The sequence below is a fragment of the Tritonibacter mobilis genome (genome assembly GCF_001681715.1).
Classification (GTDB): Bacteria; Pseudomonadota; Alphaproteobacteria; order Rhodobacterales; family Rhodobacteraceae; genus Epibacterium; species Epibacterium mobile.
In genome coordinates, this window is sequence record NZ_LNWY01000012.1 from 249473 (window position 1) to 268572 (window position 19100).

At 59.1% G+C, this 19100-nt stretch carries 15 protein-coding genes; 8 read left to right on the plus strand and 7 right to left on the minus strand.

All coding sequences use genetic code 11. The features are described 5' to 3' along the window. Positions 1-2: 2 nt before the first annotated feature. The 6 genes from UB90_RS12435 to UB90_RS12465 form a co-directional block, all read right to left on the minus strand. Positions 3-2381 (minus strand): xanthine dehydrogenase family protein molybdopterin-binding subunit, encoded by a 2379-nt coding sequence (locus UB90_RS12435; RefSeq protein ID WP_065325998.1) that lies wholly within the window; start codon positions 2379-2381, stop codon positions 3-5. A gap of 315 nt (positions 2382-2696) precedes the next feature. Further along, a complete protein-coding gene (locus UB90_RS12445; RefSeq protein WP_009176305.1) occupies positions 2697-3182 on the minus strand; it encodes a (2Fe-2S)-binding protein in 486 nt (161 codons plus the stop codon). A gap of 215 nt (positions 3183-3397) precedes the next feature. Further along, positions 3398-4420: a molybdopterin-binding protein gene (locus UB90_RS12450; protein ID WP_065325999.1), complete on the minus strand. Its 1023-nt coding sequence runs from the start codon at positions 4418-4420 to the stop codon at positions 3398-3400. Continuing rightward, positions 4417-5430: an XdhC family protein gene (locus UB90_RS12455; RefSeq protein WP_065326000.1), complete on the minus strand. Its 1014-nt coding sequence runs from the start codon at positions 5428-5430 to the stop codon at positions 4417-4419. Before UB90_RS12455 ends, UB90_RS12450 begins: the two co-directional genes overlap by 4 nt. Before the next feature lie 72 nt (positions 5431-5502). Beyond that, positions 5503-6798, minus strand: coding sequence for a vWA domain-containing protein (locus tag UB90_RS12460; protein WP_065326001.1), 1296 nt, complete (start codon positions 6796-6798; stop codon positions 5503-5505). A 63-nt stretch (positions 6799-6861) separates the two neighbouring features. After that, complete coding sequence (locus tag UB90_RS12465) at positions 6862-7779, minus strand: AAA family ATPase (protein ID WP_065326106.1); 918 nt, start codon at positions 7777-7779, stop codon at positions 6862-6864. A 255-nt stretch (positions 7780-8034) separates the two neighbouring features. Between UB90_RS12465 and UB90_RS12470 the strand changes: the two genes are divergently transcribed. From UB90_RS12470 to UB90_RS12505, 8 genes are all read left to right on the plus strand, one after another. After that, a complete protein-coding gene (locus UB90_RS12470) occupies positions 8035-9057 on the plus strand; it encodes a glycosyltransferase family 2 protein (protein ID WP_065326002.1) in 1023 nt (340 codons plus the stop codon). A 10-nt stretch (positions 9058-9067) separates the two neighbouring features. Beyond that, positions 9068-9727 (plus strand): sulfotransferase, encoded by a 660-nt coding sequence (locus tag UB90_RS12475; RefSeq protein WP_065326003.1) that lies wholly within the window; start codon positions 9068-9070, stop codon positions 9725-9727. Beyond that, complete coding sequence (locus tag UB90_RS12480) at positions 9727-12090, plus strand: glycosyltransferase family 2 protein (protein ID WP_065326004.1); 2364 nt, start codon at positions 9727-9729, stop codon at positions 12088-12090. Before UB90_RS12475 ends, UB90_RS12480 begins: the two co-directional genes overlap by 1 nt. 2 nt (positions 12091-12092) lie before the next feature. Next, complete coding sequence (locus UB90_RS12485; protein ID WP_204161377.1) at positions 12093-13217, plus strand: glycosyltransferase family 2 protein; 1125 nt, start codon at positions 12093-12095, stop codon at positions 13215-13217. Positions 13218-13344: 127 nt separating this feature from the next. Beyond that, positions 13345-14340 carry a phosphoadenosine phosphosulfate reductase gene (locus tag UB90_RS12490; protein WP_065331976.1) on the plus strand — a complete coding sequence of 332 codons (996 nt, stop codon included), beginning with the start codon at positions 13345-13347 and terminating at the stop codon, positions 14338-14340. A gap of 42 nt (positions 14341-14382) precedes the next feature. Beyond that, a complete protein-coding gene (gene pyrC, locus UB90_RS12495; RefSeq protein WP_065326007.1) occupies positions 14383-15423 on the plus strand; it encodes a dihydroorotase in 1041 nt (346 codons plus the stop codon). Positions 15424-15499: 76 nt separating this feature from the next. Then, complete coding sequence (locus tag UB90_RS12500; protein ID WP_065322051.1) at positions 15500-16180, plus strand: orotate phosphoribosyltransferase; 681 nt, start codon at positions 15500-15502, stop codon at positions 16178-16180. Positions 16181-16432: 252 nt separating this feature from the next. Beyond that, positions 16433-17950 carry a replicative DNA helicase gene (locus tag UB90_RS12505; protein ID WP_005646628.1) on the plus strand — a complete coding sequence of 506 codons (1518 nt, stop codon included), beginning with the start codon at positions 16433-16435 and terminating at the stop codon, positions 17948-17950. Between the two features lie 199 nt (positions 17951-18149). On the opposite strand, the gene UB90_RS12510 is transcribed toward UB90_RS12505, so the two are convergent. Further along, positions 18150-19031, minus strand: coding sequence for a hypothetical protein (locus tag UB90_RS12510; protein ID WP_065326008.1), 882 nt, complete (start codon positions 19029-19031; stop codon positions 18150-18152). Positions 19032-19100 lie beyond the last annotated feature (69 nt).

Consider the following 19100-nt stretch of genomic DNA (forward strand, 5'->3'; position numbering starts at 1 on the left):
TCTCAACCTTGCATCGCCGCCCAGACCCGCGCGGGGGTCAGTGGCATGTCGATATGGGTCACATCCTTGCCAGCGGAGCGCAGCGCATCCACCACCGCGTTGACCACTGCCGGCGGCGAGCCGATCGCCCCAGCCTCGCCGCAGCCCTTCACCCCCAGCGGATTGTGGGTGCAGGGCGTCTGACAGGAATGATCCACCTGATAGAACGGCACATCGTCGGCGCGTGGCATGGCGTAGTCCATGAACGACGCCGACAAGAGCTGACCATCTTCGTCATAAACACAGCCCTCCAAGAGTGCCTGACCGATGCCTTGCCCCAGACCGCCATGCACCTGACCGTCGACGATCATCGGATTGACGATATTGCCAAAGTCATCGGCGGCGGCAAAGCGTTCGATGGTGACCTTCCCGGTATCGGGGTCAACCTCCACCTCGCAGGCATAGGCCCCCGCCGGATAGGTGAAATTCGCGGGATCGTAGAACGCCGTCTCCTCGAGGCCCGGCTCGATCTCCTCCAGCGGGTAGTTATGCGGCACATAGGCGGCGAGCGTCACATCTCCCCAAGGCACGGATTTATCCGTGCCCGCAACCGAGAACTTCCCGTCCTTCAGCTCGATATCGGCATCCGCGGCCTCCATCAGGTGGGCGGCAATCTTCTTGGCCTTCGAGATGATCTTCTCTGTTGCCCGCACCATGGCAGAGCCGCCCACCGCAAGGGAGCGCGAGCCATAGGTGCCCATGCCCATCGGTGTGTTGGCGGTATCACCGTGTTCGATCTCCACCATATCCTCGGGGATGCCGATCATCTCGGAAATCACCTGCGGAAAGGACGTCTCATGCCCCTGCCCGTGGCTATGGCTGCCGGTCATCACCACGATGCCGCCGGTGGCATTGACGCGTACTGTCGCACTCTCATAGAGCCCTGCCCGAGCACCCAATTGCCCGACGAGGTTCGAGGGCGCGATGCCGCAGGCCTCGATATAGCAATTGACCCCCAGTCCGCGCAGCTTGCCCGCCTTTTCGCTCTCGGCCCGGCGCGCGGCAAAGCCTGCAATATCCGCGATCTCTTCGAGCTTATCCATCGTCGCCACATAGTCGCCGGTGTCATACTCCACCGCCACAGGCGTGGCATAGGGGAACTCGGTGACAAAGTTCTGCCGCCGGAGCGCTATGGGGTCGACATCCAGCTCTCGCGCCGCCTTGTCGATGACACGTTCCAGCTGGAAGGTCGCCTCGGGTCGCCCAGCGCCGCGATAGGCATCGACAGGCACCGTATTGGTGAAGACCGCCTTGACGTTCACATAGATCAGCGGCGTCTTGTAATTGCCCGCCATCAGCGTGCCATGTAGCCAGGTGGGAACCGAGGGCGCAAAGGTCGACAGATACGCCCCCATGTTGGCATGGGTTTCCGTGCGCAGCGCGGTAAAATTATTGTCTGCGTCCAGCGCCAGTTCGATCTTGGTGACATGATCGCGGCCGTGGGCGTCGGACATAAAGGCCTCGGACCGCGAGGAGGTCCACTTCACTGCACGATTGAGCGCCTTGGCGGCAAAGGTGCAAAACGCCTCTTCGGCGTAGTGGAATATCTTAGAACCAAAGCCACCGCCCACATCCGGGGCCACCACGCGCAATTTATGCTCCGGGATGCCAAGCACAAAGGCCCCCATCAAGAGCCGGATCACATGCGGGTTCTGGCTGGTGGTATAAAGCGTGCTTTCGCCGGTGGCGCGGTTGAAATCCCCCACCGCCACGCGCGGCTCCATCGGGTTGGCGACCAGACGGTTGTTGACCAGCTCCAGCGTGGTGACATGGGCGGCGGCGTCAAAGGCCTTGGCCACCGCCTCCTTGTTTTCCTCTACAAAGCCCCAGTCATAGCAGAGGTTGGAGGTCAGATCGTCATGCACCTTGGGCGCGCCGTCCTGCAGCGCCGCCTTCATGTCGATCACGGCGGGCAGCTCGTCGATCTCCAGTTCAATCGCCTCGGCGGCATCGCGGGCCAATTCGGCGGTTTCAGCCACCACTGCGGCAATGGGATCGCCCACATGGCGCACCTTGCCCTGCGCCAGCACCGGATGCGCCGGTTCCTGCATCACCTCGCCAAAGCGGTCGGTCACTTGCCAGCCGCAGGGCAGACCGCCAACGCCTTCGAAATCCGCGCCGGTGAACACCCGCAGCACGCCAGGCATCGCCGAAGCTGCAGAAGTATCAAGCGAGGTGATCCGCCCATGCGCCACATCCGAGCGCAAGAAATGCACATAGGCCTGACCGTTTACATTGATGTCGTCGGTGTAATTGCCGGTTCCCGTCAGGAACCTGATGTCTTCTCGCCGTTTGGTGGCGGCGCCGATGCCGCTCTCCTTGGCGTCAATATCTTTAGGCATTCTGACTTCCTCCCTTGAGGACTTTTATCGTCTCACCGGGCTCCTCTTCCCTGTGAACGACAAAGTTCAGTTGTTAGATGCATCTTGGTCTGGCCTATTTTTCGATCTTCTGCGCGTGTATGCTGCAATGGCCGCAATGACGATTACCATCAGAGCTTTTCCCACCAACTCTAAGGACTGCTGATAATGAGACGCATAATCTATGCGTGTCATGACAAAGCCTGTCCAAAATTGCTGGATTCCAACTCCGAGTCCTACGAGCAGGACCCAATACGCTATTGCATGGATAATCTTCATTTTTGATGCGAATTTGGCTCACTCTGCTGCGATGGCAGAGACATCCTGACCGGAGGCTGCCATGATCGCCTTGACGATATTGTGGTAGCCGGTGCAACGGCAGAGGTTGCCCTCCAGATAATGGCGGATCTCAGCCTCGGAGGGTTTTGGGTTCTCCTTCAGCAGCGCCGCTGCCGACATCACCATGCCGGGCGTGCAAAATCCGCACTGAAGCCCGTGATGTTCCTGAAACGCCGCCTGAATCGCGTTGAGTGTGCCGTCAGGAGCCGCCTGCCCCTCGATGGTGGCAACCTCCGCCCCTTCGGCCTCCAGCGCCAGCATGGTGCAGGATTTCACCGCCTTGCCGTCCACATGGACAACACAGGCTCCGCATTGGCTGGTGTCGCAGCCCACATGGGTACCGGTGAGCCCCTGCTTATCCCGCAGAAATGACACAAGTAATGTACGACCTTCGACATCCCCGGACATGGGGGTGCCATTCACGGTCATCGAGACCTTCGTCATAAATTCCTCCCTAGCTTGAAATTCTTTATCTGGCTGAGATCAGTTAATCACGGGTCAGAAGATGGCGCGAGGATTTTATGCGGCAAGGGAGGGCGAAGGAGATTGCGGATTTGCATGCTTCGTCCGACCGAGAGGTCGGACAGCGCCTGATCTTCCCCCGGGAAGGCGCTTTTTGCCTCCCCCCGCCTCCCCAGGGTCAGGTACGGTCCTTGGTGTTACTCCCCATCCCGCCGTGGCCGCGGCCGAGTCGGGATTTCCTTCAACAGACCGCCCACGCCCATCGCGGCGATATCCGCCGACGTCACGTCAATACCGCAGACCACCCGCTCCAGCACCCAATCCGCCCCGTTGAGCGCAGGTGAGCGTGCACATCCGGGCAGGCCGATCACGGGTTTCTCGCCAAGATGGCCGAGAAACAGCAGGTTGCCCGGATCAACCGGCATCCCAAATCGTGTAACCGTCCCCCCTGCCATGCGCAGTGCCTCTGGTGCCACATCCATAGGATCGGATGTCGCAGAGCCAGTGAGGACAAACAGAACCTCGCCCGGCGCGTCCTTCAGTGCGGTGGCAATCTCTGCGGTATGATGCGGGATCACCACGCGTGGGCTCAGCATCATACCCATCCGTTCTAGACGCCCCGCCATCGCAGCGCGCCCTTTGCCGGACGGCATCTCTTGCGTCACCCGTGTTTCAATCAACGTAGCCGATGAATAAACCGGAGATCGCACCCGAAGCGCAGCCGTCGCCGCAGCCGTCGCTTGGTCCAGATGCGTTTCAGGCACCGCATATGAGATAATCTTGATCGTCGCGACCATGCCATCTGCATCAACCCGGTGATAATCTGGCACTGTCGCCACGGTGATCATCGGATCGATCGCATTCACCGCCGCGATCTGGCTGACATCCAGCTGCAACACGCCAGAGTTCAGCGCATAAAGATTGACACGTCCAGCGCCCGCACCCGATATGCGCAATCCTTGTCCGTCCGCGTCAGGCACCAGAGCCTGCGCCAAACGCAGGGCCGCGTCGTTCTCGTGTACGTCGCCGGATTCAAGCCGTGCTACGACAATCTCGCTATGACCTTCCTCGATCAGATCTTCGATATGATCTGCGGTCAGTTCCGTACCCTTGGCAATCTTATAGTCGAGTTGCAGCGCGTAGGGGCGCGCGGTGGCCCGGATTGAATGCGCCGCAATCGCACCAAGAGCTTCGCGCACCGGAACCGGCCCGAATTTCATGCCGCTTTGCCCCGCAGCACCGCCGTCATCTCGGCAAGGATGGACACCGCAATTTCTGCCGGGCTTGCCGCACCGATATCAAGTCCGATTGGGCCATGGATACGGGCAATGTCCTCTTGCATAAAACCTGCGGCAATCATGCGTTGGTGCCGCTGCCCGTGGGTGCGTTTAGACCCCAACGCGCCGATGTAGAAACACTCTGCTCGCAAGGCCGCCATCAGAGCCGGATCGTCAAGCTTTGAATCATGCGTGAGCAACACCAAAGCAGTGCGGGTATCCAGTCCAAGGTGCTCCACCGCTTCATCTGGCCAATCATCCACGATACGTTCGCCCGGAAACCGCTCGGCAGTGCCAAAGGCTGCGCGCGGCTCGATGATAATGGGATCATAGCCCGCGATCCGCGCCATCGGCACCAAAGCTTGCGCGATATGCACCGCCCCCACCACAATCACCCGCAAAGGCGGGTTGTGGATCGCCACAAAGGTCTCTCCATCGTCTTCAACGCCAGAGCGATCCATCCGCATGCGCTCCGGGTAGGATGCAGCATTGACCAAATGACCCTGTCCGCTCGCGAGGCTTACCTCATAGGCCAGTGGGCGGCGCTCATTGCGCGCCAGAACCAACGCCTCCAGCGTGTCCTCAGCCAAGGTGTGACCAACGGGTTCGAGCAAAACCTTTATGGTGCCGCCGCAGGCCAATCCCACGGCAAAGGCGTCACCGTCGCTGACGCCAAATTCCAGTAGCGTATGGCTGCCCCGCTCCAGCGCCTCCTGCGCTTCCATGATGACCGCACCTTCGACACAGCCCCCCGAGACGGATCCCTCGACGCGACCATCCCCGCCAACCACCAGTTGCGATCCCGTGCGTCGTGGGGCAGATCCCCACGTCTGCACCACGGTACACAGCACCGCACCAATCCCTGCGCGGTGCCACGCCAGTGCAAGCTCAGGTGCATTGTCGAAACGGGACTGCGGTGCAGGTTCGCTGTCGGTGTTGGTGCCAGATGTCATCTCGGAAATCCCGGTGCCTGAATGTGTTTTAAATCATGGTTCTAAAGGTCAGAAGTTCAAGGATAAATCGCTTCAACTCAGAAACTCTTGAGCCTCTGTGCTTTGCATCAATGCCATAAGACGAGCCTTCTCGCCGGTATCCTCAGGCCGAGAGAGAACACTTGCAAGATCTTCAAGCGAGGCAATGTTGTGACCTGCCCGGAAACTGTCCACATGGGGCAGCATCGCCTGAATGCCCTGCGCGCGTGGTGCAAATCCATCCCACCGCAAGAGCGGGTTGAGCCATATCAGCCGCTTGGCAGAGCGCTGCAAACGCTGCATCTCGCGCGCCAAATCCACCGGGTACTCCCGGTCAAGCCCATCCGAGACCAACACCACCACAGCACCCTGCCCCATTACCCGGCGTGACCAGTCACGGTTGAATGCATGCAGGCAGGCTCCAATCCGAGTGCCGCCCTGCCAATCCTGCGCCTCAGCGCCTGCAGCGGCGAGGGCCGCATCTACATCGCGTTGGCGCAAGTGGCGGGTAAGGTTGGTCAGCCGGGTGCCAAAGGTAAACCCATGCACCTGCGCCCAGCGCCCGCGCCCCCGCCGATGGGCCTCGCGTGCATTGATCAAAGCATGCAGAAAATGCAGCACCATGCGGCTGTATTGGCTCATGGAGCCCGAGATATCACAAAGCACAACAAGGTTTGGAAATCGCTCCGCCCGGCGCGTTCGGGCGATCCGGTGGATTTCGCCCCCCGTGCGGCAGGCACCGCGCATCGTGCGCCGCCAATCCGCCCGCGCACCTTGCGGTGACGGCAGATGGCGGCGCGTTTTTAAGGGTTTGATCGGCAATGTAAGACGCGCGAGCATACGTTTCGCCTTTGCGATTTCATCCGTGCTCATCTGTTCGAAATCAAGCGTTTTAAGCCGCTCCTCAGCCGAGAGCGTCATGGTCGCATCTATCTTGATCTCTTCGCCCTCGGGCGCATCCTGAGGCAGATCATCGGGCAATTGTCCTTGCAGCAATGCTTCCGCTGCACGTTTTTCCGCAGGTTTTGCGCTGCGCTCTTCCTGGACACCTCGGATCGCGGGCAGCATCGCCGCCATCATATGCTCCAGAAATCGCGGATCGCGCCAGTACAGCCGGAACACTTGCGCGAACACCGCGCGCTCTTCGGGGCGCGAGACAAAACAGGCGTGCAAGGTCCAGTAGAAGTCTCGTCGAGAGGTAAAGCCCACGGCAGTCACGGCCTTCACAGCATCCATCACGCGTCCGGTGCCCACATTCAGACCCGCCTTGCGCAAAGCGCGCGCGAAATGGGTGATATTTGCAACCAGTTTGGGATTTTCCGGCAAACTCAGGGTTGGGACCTCTGCCATCACCCATCGTGGGGGCGTTGCCCCCACACCCCCAAGGTATTTGAAAAAAGATGAAAGGACATATCAGCGCTCCTCGAGTGATGCCCGCGCCTGATCGAGCAGACGTTTGGCCTCGGAGCCTTGCAGTCGGGCGATGTCATCTTGGTATTTCAGCAAGGCCCCCAAGGTATCGGCAATGGTCTCGGGACTTAGGTTCACAACATCAAGCGCCAGCAGGCAATTGGCCCAGTCAATGGTTTCTGCCACGCCCGGTTTTTTGAACAGATCCTCCGTGCGCAACGCCTGAACAAAGGCCACCACCTCGCGGCTGAGGGTCTGCGCTGCCTGCGGCACCTGTGCGTGCAGAATTTCAAGCTCACGTTCAAAATCAGGATAATCCACCCAGTGATAGAGACAGCGGCGTTTTAGGGCGTCATGCACCTCGCGGGTGCGATTTGACGTAAGGATCACCATCGGAGGCTCAATTGCTTTGATGGTGCCCAGTTCTGGAATGCTCACCTGAAAATCAGAGAGTGCTTCGAGCAGGAACGCCTCGAAAGGCGCGTCGGTGCGATCAAGTTCGTCAATCAGCAGGATCGGTGCGCCGCGCGGGTCTGGTTGCATCGCTTGCAACAGCGGGCGGGCAATCAGGTAATCCTCTGAAAAGAGTTCGTCCTGCAGCGCCTTACGGTCTGTATTGCCCGTAGCCTCTGCGGTGCGGATCGCCACCATTTGCGCCGCGAAATTCCATTCATAGACAGCACTCGCCGCGTCCAACCCCTCATAGCATTGCAACCGGATCAAGGGACGCCCTGTCAGGGCTGAGAGAGCCTTGGCAATCTCTGTCTTGCCAACGCCTGCCTCCCCTTCAAGGAACAACGGACGATTGAGGCGGGCAGATAAAAACACCACCGTCGCCAAGGCTCTGCCACAGATATATCCCACCCGTGCAAGTTCGGCCTGTACGGCATCAATCGACTGAAATTCTGCCTGTTGTGTCATGCGGCGCGCCTCTTGGTTCAGGTTCTGCCAAGAGGCCATGGCCGCCCCCCTTGCGTCAAGCAGCCTCAACGCGGAGGTGATGCAACATATTGCGGGCTTTGACGCCGGACAGATTGACGCCGCCGCCTGCAGGGTGCGACAACACCAGCGCCAAGAACCCCGGCTGAACGGGTGGGGAGAAAACACCCCTGCAGGCGATAAGAGGCACGATCCACGCGTTCATCTGGGGCGTGGAGCACAAAGAGGGACAGGACAATGCGCATCACTGCGGTGACCTGCGTCAAAAACGAAGGCCCATTCCTGCTGGAATGGATCGCGTATAACCGCCTGATTGGCGTGACGGATTTCCTGTTTTATTCCAACGATTGCACCGATGGCACTGATGCGCTTTTGGATGCGCTGGCAGCGCGTGGCGGTGTCATGCATCTGCCCAACCCGGCAAAGGGGCGCGCCTATCAGATGGAGGCGCTGAAAGATTGCGCCCACCAGTCCATTGTACAGCAGGCCGATTGGCTTTGGATTGCGGATGTGGACGAGTTCCTGAACATCCATGTGGGCGATCACACGATCCCTGCCCTGATTGAGGCCTGCCAGAACCCACAGGCGATTTCGCTTTCATTCCAGTTTTTTGCCAATGGTGGCGTTGAGAGTTTTTCTGACCGTCCGGTCATTGATCAATTCACCCGCTGCCATAACCCAGACATCTGGTGCGGAGAAACCGCGATCGAGGTGAAGACGTTGACCCGCAGGGATTTCCCACTGGGGTATTATGGCGCGCATCGCCCCTTTATAAGGAAAGGCGCAGATGTACGCCCACGCTGGTGCGATGGCGGCGGACGACAAGTGCCGCAGAAATTTCTGGTCGCGGCCAACCCACGCCGCATTCGCAAGTTCCCAGCCAAAGGCGCGCGACAGTTGGCAACGCTCAATCACTACGCCCTGCGCGCGCTTGACAGCTATCTGGTCAAAAATGATCGTGGCGATGTGAACCGTGAGAACCGCACCTTTGACGATACCTACTGGCGGGAGAGGAATGATCCTGCCTGGGAGGATCGTTCTATCCTGCGGCTGCTGCCTGCGCTGCAAGCTGCATTGGATGAAATGAAATCCGACCCGGAGATCGCCCGCCTGCATGCGGATTGCGTCGCCCGCCACAAGGCGCGGCGCGATGAGCTTCTGGCGCAGCCTGCCTATCAGGCGATGCGCGCGCAATTGCAAAAAGCCTCTCCGCTGCCGCCACAAGAGGAAGACATGCTGCTGCGGCTGGGTTTGATGTGAGACCTGTTGAATGACCGTTGAAATCATCAACCTTGGGCTGCCGAAATCCGGAACCACCACGCTTAAACATGCGCTGACGCAGGCGGGGTTTTCTGTGGCCGACCACCGGATAAAATCACGCGAGGATCCCAACGATCCGGCCGACAGAGTGTTTGTTGGAGATCTGATGTATCAGGGGCTTTTTAAATACGGCGACCCGCTGGCCCTGCTGAACGACCATGACGCGCTGACCGAAATAAGCTTTATCTACGGCGGGAATTCTGTCTGGCCGCAATGCGATCATGCGTTGTTGCTGGCCTTGCGAAAACTTCACCCTAAGCTGTGTTTTATTGCGACACGGCGCGACACAGAGCACATGGCGCGTTCGATCATGCGCTGGAACAACCTCGGCAAGCTTCGCATTCCGCTCTCTACCGTTCCCGGCCTCCCGGTCGGATACGGCCATGAGATCGATGAGCAAATGATCTGGATCGATGGCCATTATGAGGCCCTTGCCCACTGGTTCCGCAATGATCCGCTCTATCTGGAACTGGACGTTGCCGCCCCCGACGCGCGGCTACGGCTTGAGCGGTGCTTGGGCCGTCCGGTGCCGTGGTGGGGACAGTCCAACATCAACCCCGAAGATCGCGCGGCACAAGATGGCAGCGCAGAACAGGATAGTGCGCGTTGATGCGAATTTATCTTCATATCGGCCTGCACAAGGCGGGTTCCGAACGTCTGCAGGCGGTGCTCGCGGACAAACGCGATCAATTGTTGGCGCGCGGCGTGATGGTACCGCGTGCCGCAGGACCAAAGAACCACACGCGTCTGTTTATGGCGGTCACCGATCCAGACCATGTCGACCCGCTGCGCTATAATCGGGGTTTCATCGGCACAGCCAAACAAGCGCATCTGCGCGAAACACTGGTAGAAAGCCTCGCTGCGGACATAGCCAAACACGCGCCTCACACGCTGATCCTGAGCGCCCACCAACTCGGCACACAATTGTCGCGCCAAAGCGAATTGGAGCGGCTGAAAGCGCTGTTGACGCCGTTCTCTGATGACATTCGCATTGTTGCGCATCTGGATGCACAGGCGCGCATGCTGGCAGATGTCTTTGCCGAGCAGGTCTTTGAAGGCCGTGCCACCGGGTTGGCCTGCGAGGTGGAACTGACCCGCGAGGACAGCTGGTGGGATGCAGCACTGGACACCCTGCCGCCGGTAGACCCACAAGCGGGTCAATTTGAGGAAACCCAAGGCGCGCCCTTTTGGCTTGATTATCAGGCGCTTCAAGCCTTTTGGGAGCAGGTCTTTGGCGAGGGCTCGGTTGCCTTTCGCAGCTATGACCCGGCAAAGTTTGACAGCGCGGAGATCACCCAAGAGATCTGCGCGGCCTTTGGCATTGAGGGGCAGATCGGGCGTGCAACCGCTATAAAACCCAGCCTACCTGTTCCTGCCGCATGGCTCACCCGTGGGCGTCAGTTCAATGCGCTGCTGCTCAGGCTTTTGGCGCAGGGCAACCATATCCTGCCGCGTAAGCTGTGGCGGCAGATGATCCAAGACCTCCATGTGGAGGGTCCGCCCATTGACGTAGCGCGGCTCGGTGCTGTGACACGGTATTTCGCAGATCAAAACGCCGCGCTTTGTGCAGCGCATGAGGCGCTGTCAGAACACATCTTCGAGGTTGCGACCTCGACCGAGGAATGGGCAGAAACTGACCCACAGATGGGATTTCGCGCCTCGCAATATCTTATGGCCTTTCTGCACCGAATTGAGAAAGCGACAGCGGAAGAGCGCGCCGCGCGCGAGGGCGATCTGCTGGCGCACCGGAGCGCTCGCGCGGCGCAAGAAAGCGCAGCGGGTGCCGCCCCCTCCGCAAAGGCGCGCCGATTGATGCCTCCATTGGCGCTCAAGAATTTTGCAATGTTGCAGGGGTCTTCGTTTAAGCCGCATGACCAACTTGGCCGGGTGGATGAAACCGCCCAGATGCCGCCCTACACTGAGGTTGCGCCGCGCAAGCTCTCAAAAGGACAAAGCGGCAATGTCATCGTCGGCTGCATGAAAGATGAAGCACCTTATATCCTCGAATGGGTGGCCTATCACCGGATGATCGGTGTCGATCATTTCCTGATCTACACCAATGGATGCAGTGACGGCACTTCGGAGCTGTTGGACCGCCTGCAAGACCTTGGCATCCTGCAGCATCGCAATAATGACAACTGGAAAGGCAACTCCCCCCAGCAATATGCGCTCAATCAGGCGCTGAAAGAGCCGGTAATCAAACAGGCCGACTGGGTCATCCATATCGACGTCGACGAGTTCATGAACGTGCGCTGTGGCAATGGTACGCTGGATGATTTCTTTGACCATGTGCCGGACGCCACCAATGTCGCGATGACGTGGCGACTGTTCGGCCACAACGGCGTCACCGCCCTCAGCGACCGGCCTGTGATCGCGCAGTTCGATCATTGCGCACCAAAGTTCTGTCCCAAGCCACATACGGTCTGGGGCTTTAAAACCATGTTCAAAACCATTGGTGCCTATAAGAAAATCTCCTGCCACCGGCCCAACAAGCTGGAAGAAGACAAGCGCGCGCAGGTGAAATGGGTCAATGGCTCCGGTCAGGACATGACGCAGGAGGTGGCGGACAATGGCTGGCGCAGCTCCAAAAAATCCATCGGCTATGATCTGCTGCAACTGAACCACTACGCGCTGCGCTCGGCAGAGAGCTTTCTGGTAAAACGCCAACGTGGTCGAGCGCTGCATGTGGATCGCTCCATCGGGCTGAACTACTGGATCCGCATGGATTGGAACGACCACCGCGACATCACCATTCAGCGCAACCTACCCAGGATGCAGGCAGAAATGGCGCGTCTGATGGAGGATAAAACCCTGACCGATCTGCATCAGGCGGGGCTGGAGTGGCACCGTGCCAAGGCAGCAGAGCTGCACCAGCGCGCCGAGTTCGAAGAGCTCTACCGTCAGGCTCTGGAGATCGATCTTACCGCAACCGAACGCGTCGCTTGGGCGCTCTCATTGGATCTGGAGAGCTGATGATGCGCACGCTGGCCGTTCTGACCGTCCGAAATGAGGCCGCCTATCTGTTGGAATGGCTTGCCCACCACAAGGCGGTGGGGTTCACGGATTTCCTCGTCTTTTCCAACGATTGCGATGATCAAACGGTGGAAATGCTGGACCGCCTGGACGAGATGGGCCATCTCGCACATGTTGAGAATACCGGCCCCTTTGATAAGGGCGGCATCCAGTTCACCGCCATGAAACGCGCCGATAAACACCGGTTGACCAAACGGGCCGATTGGATCATGGCGTTGGATGTCGATGAATTTGTGAACATCCACACCGGCAAAGGACAGATCAGTGATCTGTTGGAGGCCCTGCCGGAGGCCGATGCAATCACCCTCACATGGCGGTTTTTTGGCAATGCCGATCAGGTCCGCTATCAGGGGGAACGTGTCACCGATCGCTTCACCCGCGCGGCCCCTGCAGTGATGCACTGGCCATGGCGTGCTTCCATGTTCAAAACGCTCTATCGCAATTCCGGCGTCTACCGCAAAATCGGCATCCATCGCCCGCGCAATGTCAAAGACGAGACCGCACTGGAGCAGTTTCGCTGGTTTGACTGCGTCGGGCGCGAATTGATGGGCGATTTCAAAACCAAGCGAGTGTTTTCCAACTATGGTCAGGACAATTATGCGCTGGCGCAACTCAACCATTACCCGCTTGGCGCAATGGAGAGCTACATCCTGAAGGCCAATCGCGGTCGTGCAGTCCATTCAGACCATCTGCTGGACATCGACTACTGGGTGGAGCGCAACTTCAACACCGATGAAGACACCACAATCGCGCGCTACCGCCCTGCACGCGATGCGATCCTCGATATGCTTCTTGAGGACGCCAGACTGCGCAAATTGCATGAACGCGCAGTGCAGTGGCGCAAGGATCGCTTTATGGAGCTGATGCGCGAAGAGCCCTATCGCGCGCTCTTTGGTCGTTTGATGATGACACCGCCCTCGCGCCCCATCAGCGATGTGACAGGTCGTACTCTGGCCGGGTTTGCCACATTGGGCATGCGCCAGCGCCGCACAGTGCGCATTGAGCCAAAATCAACCGAGAGCCCGGAAACTGGGCCCGGCAAGACGCCAACACAAAGCTCCGAATAAGCAGGAGTTATCCCCACTGCGGCAACAATGGCCGACAATTGGGCCAAGGTTTTTCTAAATTTAGCCTCAATCTCCACCTAGATCTTACCCTGAGCAAGACCGAAAAAACGGGTGGCAGGTGGCGCAAATGCAAGACGACACAGATATCCTCGAGCAGGACCTTTCAGGATTAAAGCCTGCAGAATGGCAGGCCCGCCTGGCAGAGATGGCTGAAGACAACGGCATGTATCAGCCGCTCGGTGACAGGCATTTCGCCACATTCATCGATCAAGGCAACACGCTTCTGGTGACGTTCGAGAGCCGTCAGGGCATCGAGAGCTTTTCTGAAACCGCACAGCCACTGGGGTTTGATCTGGTCAAGAATTTGGGCTGGTCGCATCTATGCGTGATCTCGGATGGCGACACCTGGTTTCGCGAGGCGCGTATCTATGGGTTCTTCGATCAGTTGATCGACGATGGTTTCTTTGAAGAATTCGACAATGTCGTCTTCTATGGCGCAGGTCCCTGCGGCTACGCGGCGGCGGCGTTTTCCGTTGCGGCCCCCGGTGCCACCGTGGTGGCGATCCAGCCGCAAGCAACACTCGATCCGCGTATGACCGAATGGGACGACCGCTTTGTCGAGATGCGCCGCACCTCCTTTACCGACCGCTACGGCTACGCGCCGGATATGCTGGACGCTGCTGACAGGGCCTTTGTGCTTTATGATCCCTACCAGTCTCTGGATGCGATGCACGCGGCCCTTTATGCGCGCCCCAATGTAACGCGTCTGCGGCTTCCTTGCATGGGAGATGCAATCCAGACCCGCCTGATCGAGATGGATATTCTCTATCGGATCATGTCCCTTGCAGGCAGTGGGCGGCTCACCGCAAACGTATTCCACCGGCTCGCACGGGCGCGGCGCGACAACAATGTCTACCTGCGTAATGTTTTGAACCGGCTCGATTATCTTGATCGCCCCTATCTGAACGTGCTCCTGTGCAGAAACGTCAATGATCGCCGCCGCCTGCCGCGTTTCCGCCGCCGCCTGCGCGGCCTGGAACAGCGCGCAACAGACGGCGAATTTCGCCTGCCCCCCGGCCCGGTGCTTCCGCCAGAGAAGCCCCAGACCGACAGCGGGCATTAACCCGCCTTCCCAAGCTCATGGGGCTGTGCTAACGCCTGCCCCATGACCCAGAGCCTGACGATCACCCGCCCCGACGACTGGCATCTGCATCTGCGCGACGGCGACATGCTGCGCGCGGTGCTGCCGGAAACCGCGCGCCATTTTGGCCGTGCCATCATCATGCCAAACCTCGTGCCGCCGGTGGTGACCGGCGAACAGGCAGGCGCTTATCGCGACCGCATCCTGTCCGTCCTGCCCGGCGACATGACGTTCGAGCCGCTGATGACGCTCTACCTCACCGAGGACACCGACCCCGAGGATGTGGCCGCCGCCCATGCGTCGGGTCTGGTGAAAGCGGTCAAACTCTACCCCGCCGGGGCGACCACCAACTCCGCTTCCGGCGTACGCGATTTCGACAAGGTGCGCCCGGTGCTGGAAAAGATGGCCGAAATCGGCCTGCCGCTCTGCACCCATGGCGAGGTCACCGACCCCGACATCGACATCTTTGATCGCGAGGCGGTGTTTATCGACCGGGTTCTGGACCCGATCCGTCAGGCGACCCCGGGCCTGCGTGTGGTGATGGAACATATCACCACACGGAACGCTGCCGACTACGTGCGGTCGCAGGATAAGGATCTGGGCGCAACCATCACCACGCATCACCTGATCATCAACCGCAACCATATCCTCGTCGGTGGCATCAAGCCGCATTACTACTGTCTGCCGGTTGCCAAGCGCGAAGAACACCGTATCGCCCTGCGCGCTGCCGCCACCTCGGGCGATCATCGGTTTTTCCTTGGCACCGACTCAGCGCCGCATACGGACGCCAACAAACTGCAAGCCTGCGGCTGTGCGGGCTGTTTCACCGCCACCAACACCATGGCGCTGCTGGCGCATGTGTTCGAAGAAGACGGCGCGCTGGATCAGCTCGAAGGCTTTGCCTCCAAGAACGGTCCCGCCTTCTACGGACTGCCGGAAAACCCCGGCCAGATCACGCTGGTGAAACAGGACGCCCCCTTCGCGTTCCCGGAACAGATCGACACGCCGGACGGCCCGGTCACCGTCTTTGATCCCGGATTTCCGGTGCATTGGACCGTCGCCTGACTTCATCTTCTCAATAAATATCCCCGCCGGAGGCTCCCGCCCGCGCCTCTGGCACTCTGCTCTCGAAGGATACGCCATGATCCCCTCCTCCTACCCCTCACCCGAAGAAATCGCCCGCCTCTCCGCCCGGATGCTGTTGGAAATCGGCGCGGTGAACTTCAACACCGATGAACCCTACACGCTGGCCTCCGGCCTGCCCTCGCCGAGCTACATCGACTGTCGCAAGCTGATCTCCTTCCCGCGCATTCGCTCCACCCTGATGGATTTCATGGCGGTCACCGTGATGCGGGATGCAGGCTTTGAGGCCTTTGACAATATCGCCGGCGGCGAAACCGCGGGCATTCCCTTTGCCGCCTTGGTGGCCGAACGTCTCGCCCTGCCGATGACCTATGTGCGCAAAAAGCCCAAAGGCTACGGCCGCAACGCCCGTATTGAGGGCGCAATGTCCGAAGGCGAGCGGGTGCTTCTGGTCGAAGACCTGACCACCGATGGCGGCTCCAAGCTCTCCTTTGTGGATGCGATCCGCGACACCGGCGCGACCTGCGGCCACACTGCGGTGATTTTTTATTACGACATCTTCCCCGAAACCACCAAGACGCTGGGTGATCATGGCGTTGCACTTCACTACTTGTGCACATGGTGGGACGTGCTGAAAGAGGCTCGCCTTCAAGGGGCATTCAGCGTCGAAACCCTTGATGAAGTAGAGAAATTCCTGCGCGATCCCCGCGCTTGGCAAGACGCCAACAAGAAAGCCTGAGGAAAACTCTACCCCCAAGGCTACTGATTTCTGTGGAAAAGGTCGCACCGAATCGGAGCGGCCTTTTCCATATCTCGTGGCTGACGCGACTTGCGCACACCAGATACAGAAGTCAGACGCGCCTATCCCGGTTTTTCGAAAAATTGCCCACATCCGTCTCTGCGGTTATCCTCACTTCATCCACAGGGATTTCCAGATGGAAATCAGGTTCGAATCCAGCGTAGAACTCGGGCCTATCACAAGAGAGCAGACATGAACGAGATCACCTCATTTAACGGCGATCCACAGCCGCCCGCGTCACCGGACTCCAGCGGCTCGGCAGGTGAAGCACAGGCATCGGAATTGCCCCACTCCGTCGAGGCGGAACAGCAATTGCTGGGGGCAATTCTCACCAATAATGACGTCTACGACAAAGTCGCCTCGATCATTAACTCCTCGCATTTCTATGATCCCGTGCACGCCCGGATCTATGAGGTCGCCGCTGCCCGCATCTCGAAAAATGCGCTGGCATCGCCGGTCACCCTCAAGGCCTTCATGGAAGACGATCAGGGCCTGCGCGAACTGGGAGGTCCCGCCTATCTGGCCAAGCTGGCCTCTGCATCGATCTCCGCCTTTGCGGTGCGCGACTATGCGCAGATGATCTATGATCTGGCGATCCGGCGCGAGCTGATCGCCCTTGGTCAGACCATCGCGGAAAAAGCCCGCCGCGTCGATGTCGCCTCCGAACCCAAGGAACAGATCGTCGAGGCGGAACAATCGCTCTATCAACTGGCTGAACAGGGCCAGACCGAACAGGGGTTCAAATCCTTCCTGCGCGCGGTGACCGAGGCGGTCAATGTCACCAATGAGGCCTACCAGCGCGGCGGCGGCATGGCCGGGATTTCCACCGGTCTTGACGATCTCGACAAACAACTCGGCGGGTTGCACCCGTCGGACCTGTTGATCCTCGCGGGACGTCCCTCGATGGGGAAAACCTCGCTCGCCACCAACATCGCCTTCAACGTGGCCAAAGCCTACAAGCGCGGCCTGAAACAGGACGGCAGCGAGGGCGCGGTGGACGGTGGCGTCGTCGGCTTCTTCTCGCTTGAGATGTCGGCTGAACAGCTGGCGGGTCGTATCCTGGCCGAAGCCTCCGAGATTTCCTCGCACAAGATCAGGCAAGGCGATATGACCGAAGAGGAATTCCGCCGCTTCGTGCAGGCCGCCAAGGATCTGGAGAGCTGCCCGCTCTTTATCGACGACACGCCCGCGATCCCGATCTCGCAGCTTGCAGCGCGCGCGCGACGTCTGAAACGGACGCACGGGCTTGATCTTCTGGTGATCGACTATCTGCAACTTTGCCGCGGCATGTCCGACAACCGGGTGAACGAGATCGCCGAGATTTCCATGGGCATGAAGGCCATCGCCAAGGAATTGAACATCCCCGTGGTCGCCCTGTCGCAGCTGTCGCGTCAGGTGGAAAGCCGCGAGGACAAACGCCCGCAGCTGTCGGATCTCAGGGAATCGGGCTCGATCGAACAGGACGCCGATGTGGTGATGTTCGTGTTCCGCGAAGAATACTACAAGGAACGCGAAAAACCCGGCGATCACGAACTCGACAAGATGGAAGAGTGGAAACAAGCGATGGAGCGTCTGCACGCCAAGGCCGAAGTCATCGTCGGCAAGCAGCGTCACGGCCCCATCGGCACGGTGGAACTATCGTTCGAGGCGCAGTTCACCCGTTTTGGCAACCTTGCCAAATCCTGGCAACAGCAACCCGACGGCTACTAAGAAAAACTCAGGTCTGCGGGGACACGCGCCCCGCCGTTTCACCTTTTGTCAAACACCTACAGCGCGATCTCGGCCCGCAGCGGGTCTCCGAAAAACCGCTGTGGGTGTGTCTGGACAGCATAGGCCGACCGCGCGGAGATCTCCGAGATCAATGCGCGTCCGGCTGCCGTCGCGGTCACTGCGCTGATTCAGGTCACTTTCAATTGGCCGCAGCGTTGCCGAAGTACACCTCTGGGTCCACGAGCGTACCATCTGTCGTGGCGATGTAGAACACACCGTCTTTCACTTCACCGACCTTGCCATACTTGGAATGCGTGACCTCAAAGTCATTTAATGTAACGCGACCATCCTCGTCGAAGCTTGTCGAGGTTTCGGCTGTGATACCGAAGTCGCGGGTCAATTCAGACGCCCTCACGTTATACCACATACCGGTAACCTTGAGGTCATGAGCCTGCTTCTCCTTCGCCAACACTAGCTCGTCTGCCGACAGTTCAGTTAGATACTTCTGAGCATCTTCATTCTTGACACCAATCCAGTTGTGTTGAGTGCCGGAGATGTCCAGATTACGGTCATGTGGTATAGTGGTAGTGTTGCGGGTCCTATTGACCGAACGTGCCTCCGTGATCATGTCCCCCAAACGCTCCGCCGCCGCAGCAACAGCATCTTCACGGGTCTCATAGTGGCCCATCCCCGGTTGCTGGGCCTTCGCCATGGAATTAGCCGTATAAAGCCCCATCGATAGACGGTTTTTGTATCCGTTCTCTGCCTGAAAGGCATCGGATGCGGCCTGTCTGGCATAAGCCTCTGCGAATATTTTGGCGCGCTGCGCTGGATCGGAGAACCGCCCGCCATAGGTGCCGCCTTCCTCAGGAATTCCAGCCTCTGCGCCCTCGGACACCGGTTCCGCAGGTTCTCCCGCCCTTGCTGCAAGCGCAATCTTGCTGAGTGCAAATTTCAGGGCCTGATCGGCGACAGATGACGATGCCAGCAACGTTTTCGGTGCCTCTGTGCCATCCTGGCTTGCCCCTGCGGTTTTGAACAGGGCGAGCGTCTGTTCGCTCAAAGATTGATTAATATACATGGTGACCTCTCAATATCTCAAAGTCTTGAACCAGCCTGGCCACGGTAGATTTAACAAATCATGCAGATC

Excerpts from the sequence above, each read along its gene's own strand:
- UB90_RS12475 (WP_065326003.1), top strand. The coding sequence starts at position 9,068 with ATGACCGTTGAAATCATCAACCTTGGGCTGCCGAAATCCGGAACCACC.
- UB90_RS12450 (WP_065325999.1), bottom strand. The coding sequence starts at position 4,420 with ATGAAATTCGGGCCGGTTCCGGTGCGCGAAGCTCTTGGTGCGATTGCG.
- UB90_RS12455 (WP_065326000.1), bottom strand. The coding sequence starts at position 5,430 with ATGACATCTGGCACCAACACCGACAGCGAACCTGCACCGCAGTCCCGT.
- UB90_RS12445 (WP_009176305.1), bottom strand. The coding sequence starts at position 3,182 with ATGACGAAGGTCTCGATGACCGTGAATGGCACCCCCATGTCCGGGGAT.
- UB90_RS12465 (WP_065326106.1), bottom strand. The coding sequence starts at position 7,779 with ATGACACAACAGGCAGAATTTCAGTCGATTGATGCCGTACAGGCCGAA.
- UB90_RS12510 (WP_065326008.1), bottom strand. The coding sequence starts at position 19,031 with ATGTATATTAATCAATCTTTGAGCGAACAGACGCTCGCCCTGTTCAAA.
- pyrC (WP_065326007.1), top strand. The coding sequence starts at position 14,383 with ATGACCCAGAGCCTGACGATCACCCGCCCCGACGACTGGCATCTGCAT.
- UB90_RS12435 (WP_065325998.1), bottom strand. The coding sequence starts at position 2,381 with ATGCCTAAAGATATTGACGCCAAGGAGAGCGGCATCGGCGCCGCCACC.
- UB90_RS12470 (WP_065326002.1), top strand. The coding sequence starts at position 8,035 with ATGCGCATCACTGCGGTGACCTGCGTCAAAAACGAAGGCCCATTCCTG.
- UB90_RS12480 (WP_065326004.1), top strand. The coding sequence starts at position 9,727 with ATGCGAATTTATCTTCATATCGGCCTGCACAAGGCGGGTTCCGAACGT.
- UB90_RS12460 (WP_065326001.1), bottom strand. The coding sequence starts at position 6,798 with ATGGCAGAGGTCCCAACCCTGAGTTTGCCGGAAAATCCCAAACTGGTT.
- UB90_RS12490 (WP_065331976.1), top strand. The coding sequence starts at position 13,345 with ATGCAAGACGACACAGATATCCTCGAGCAGGACCTTTCAGGATTAAAG.
- UB90_RS12500 (WP_065322051.1), top strand. The coding sequence starts at position 15,500 with ATGATCCCCTCCTCCTACCCCTCACCCGAAGAAATCGCCCGCCTCTCC.
- UB90_RS12485 (WP_204161377.1), top strand. The coding sequence starts at position 12,093 with ATGCGCACGCTGGCCGTTCTGACCGTCCGAAATGAGGCCGCCTATCTG.
- UB90_RS12505 (WP_005646628.1), top strand. The coding sequence starts at position 16,433 with ATGAACGAGATCACCTCATTTAACGGCGATCCACAGCCGCCCGCGTCA.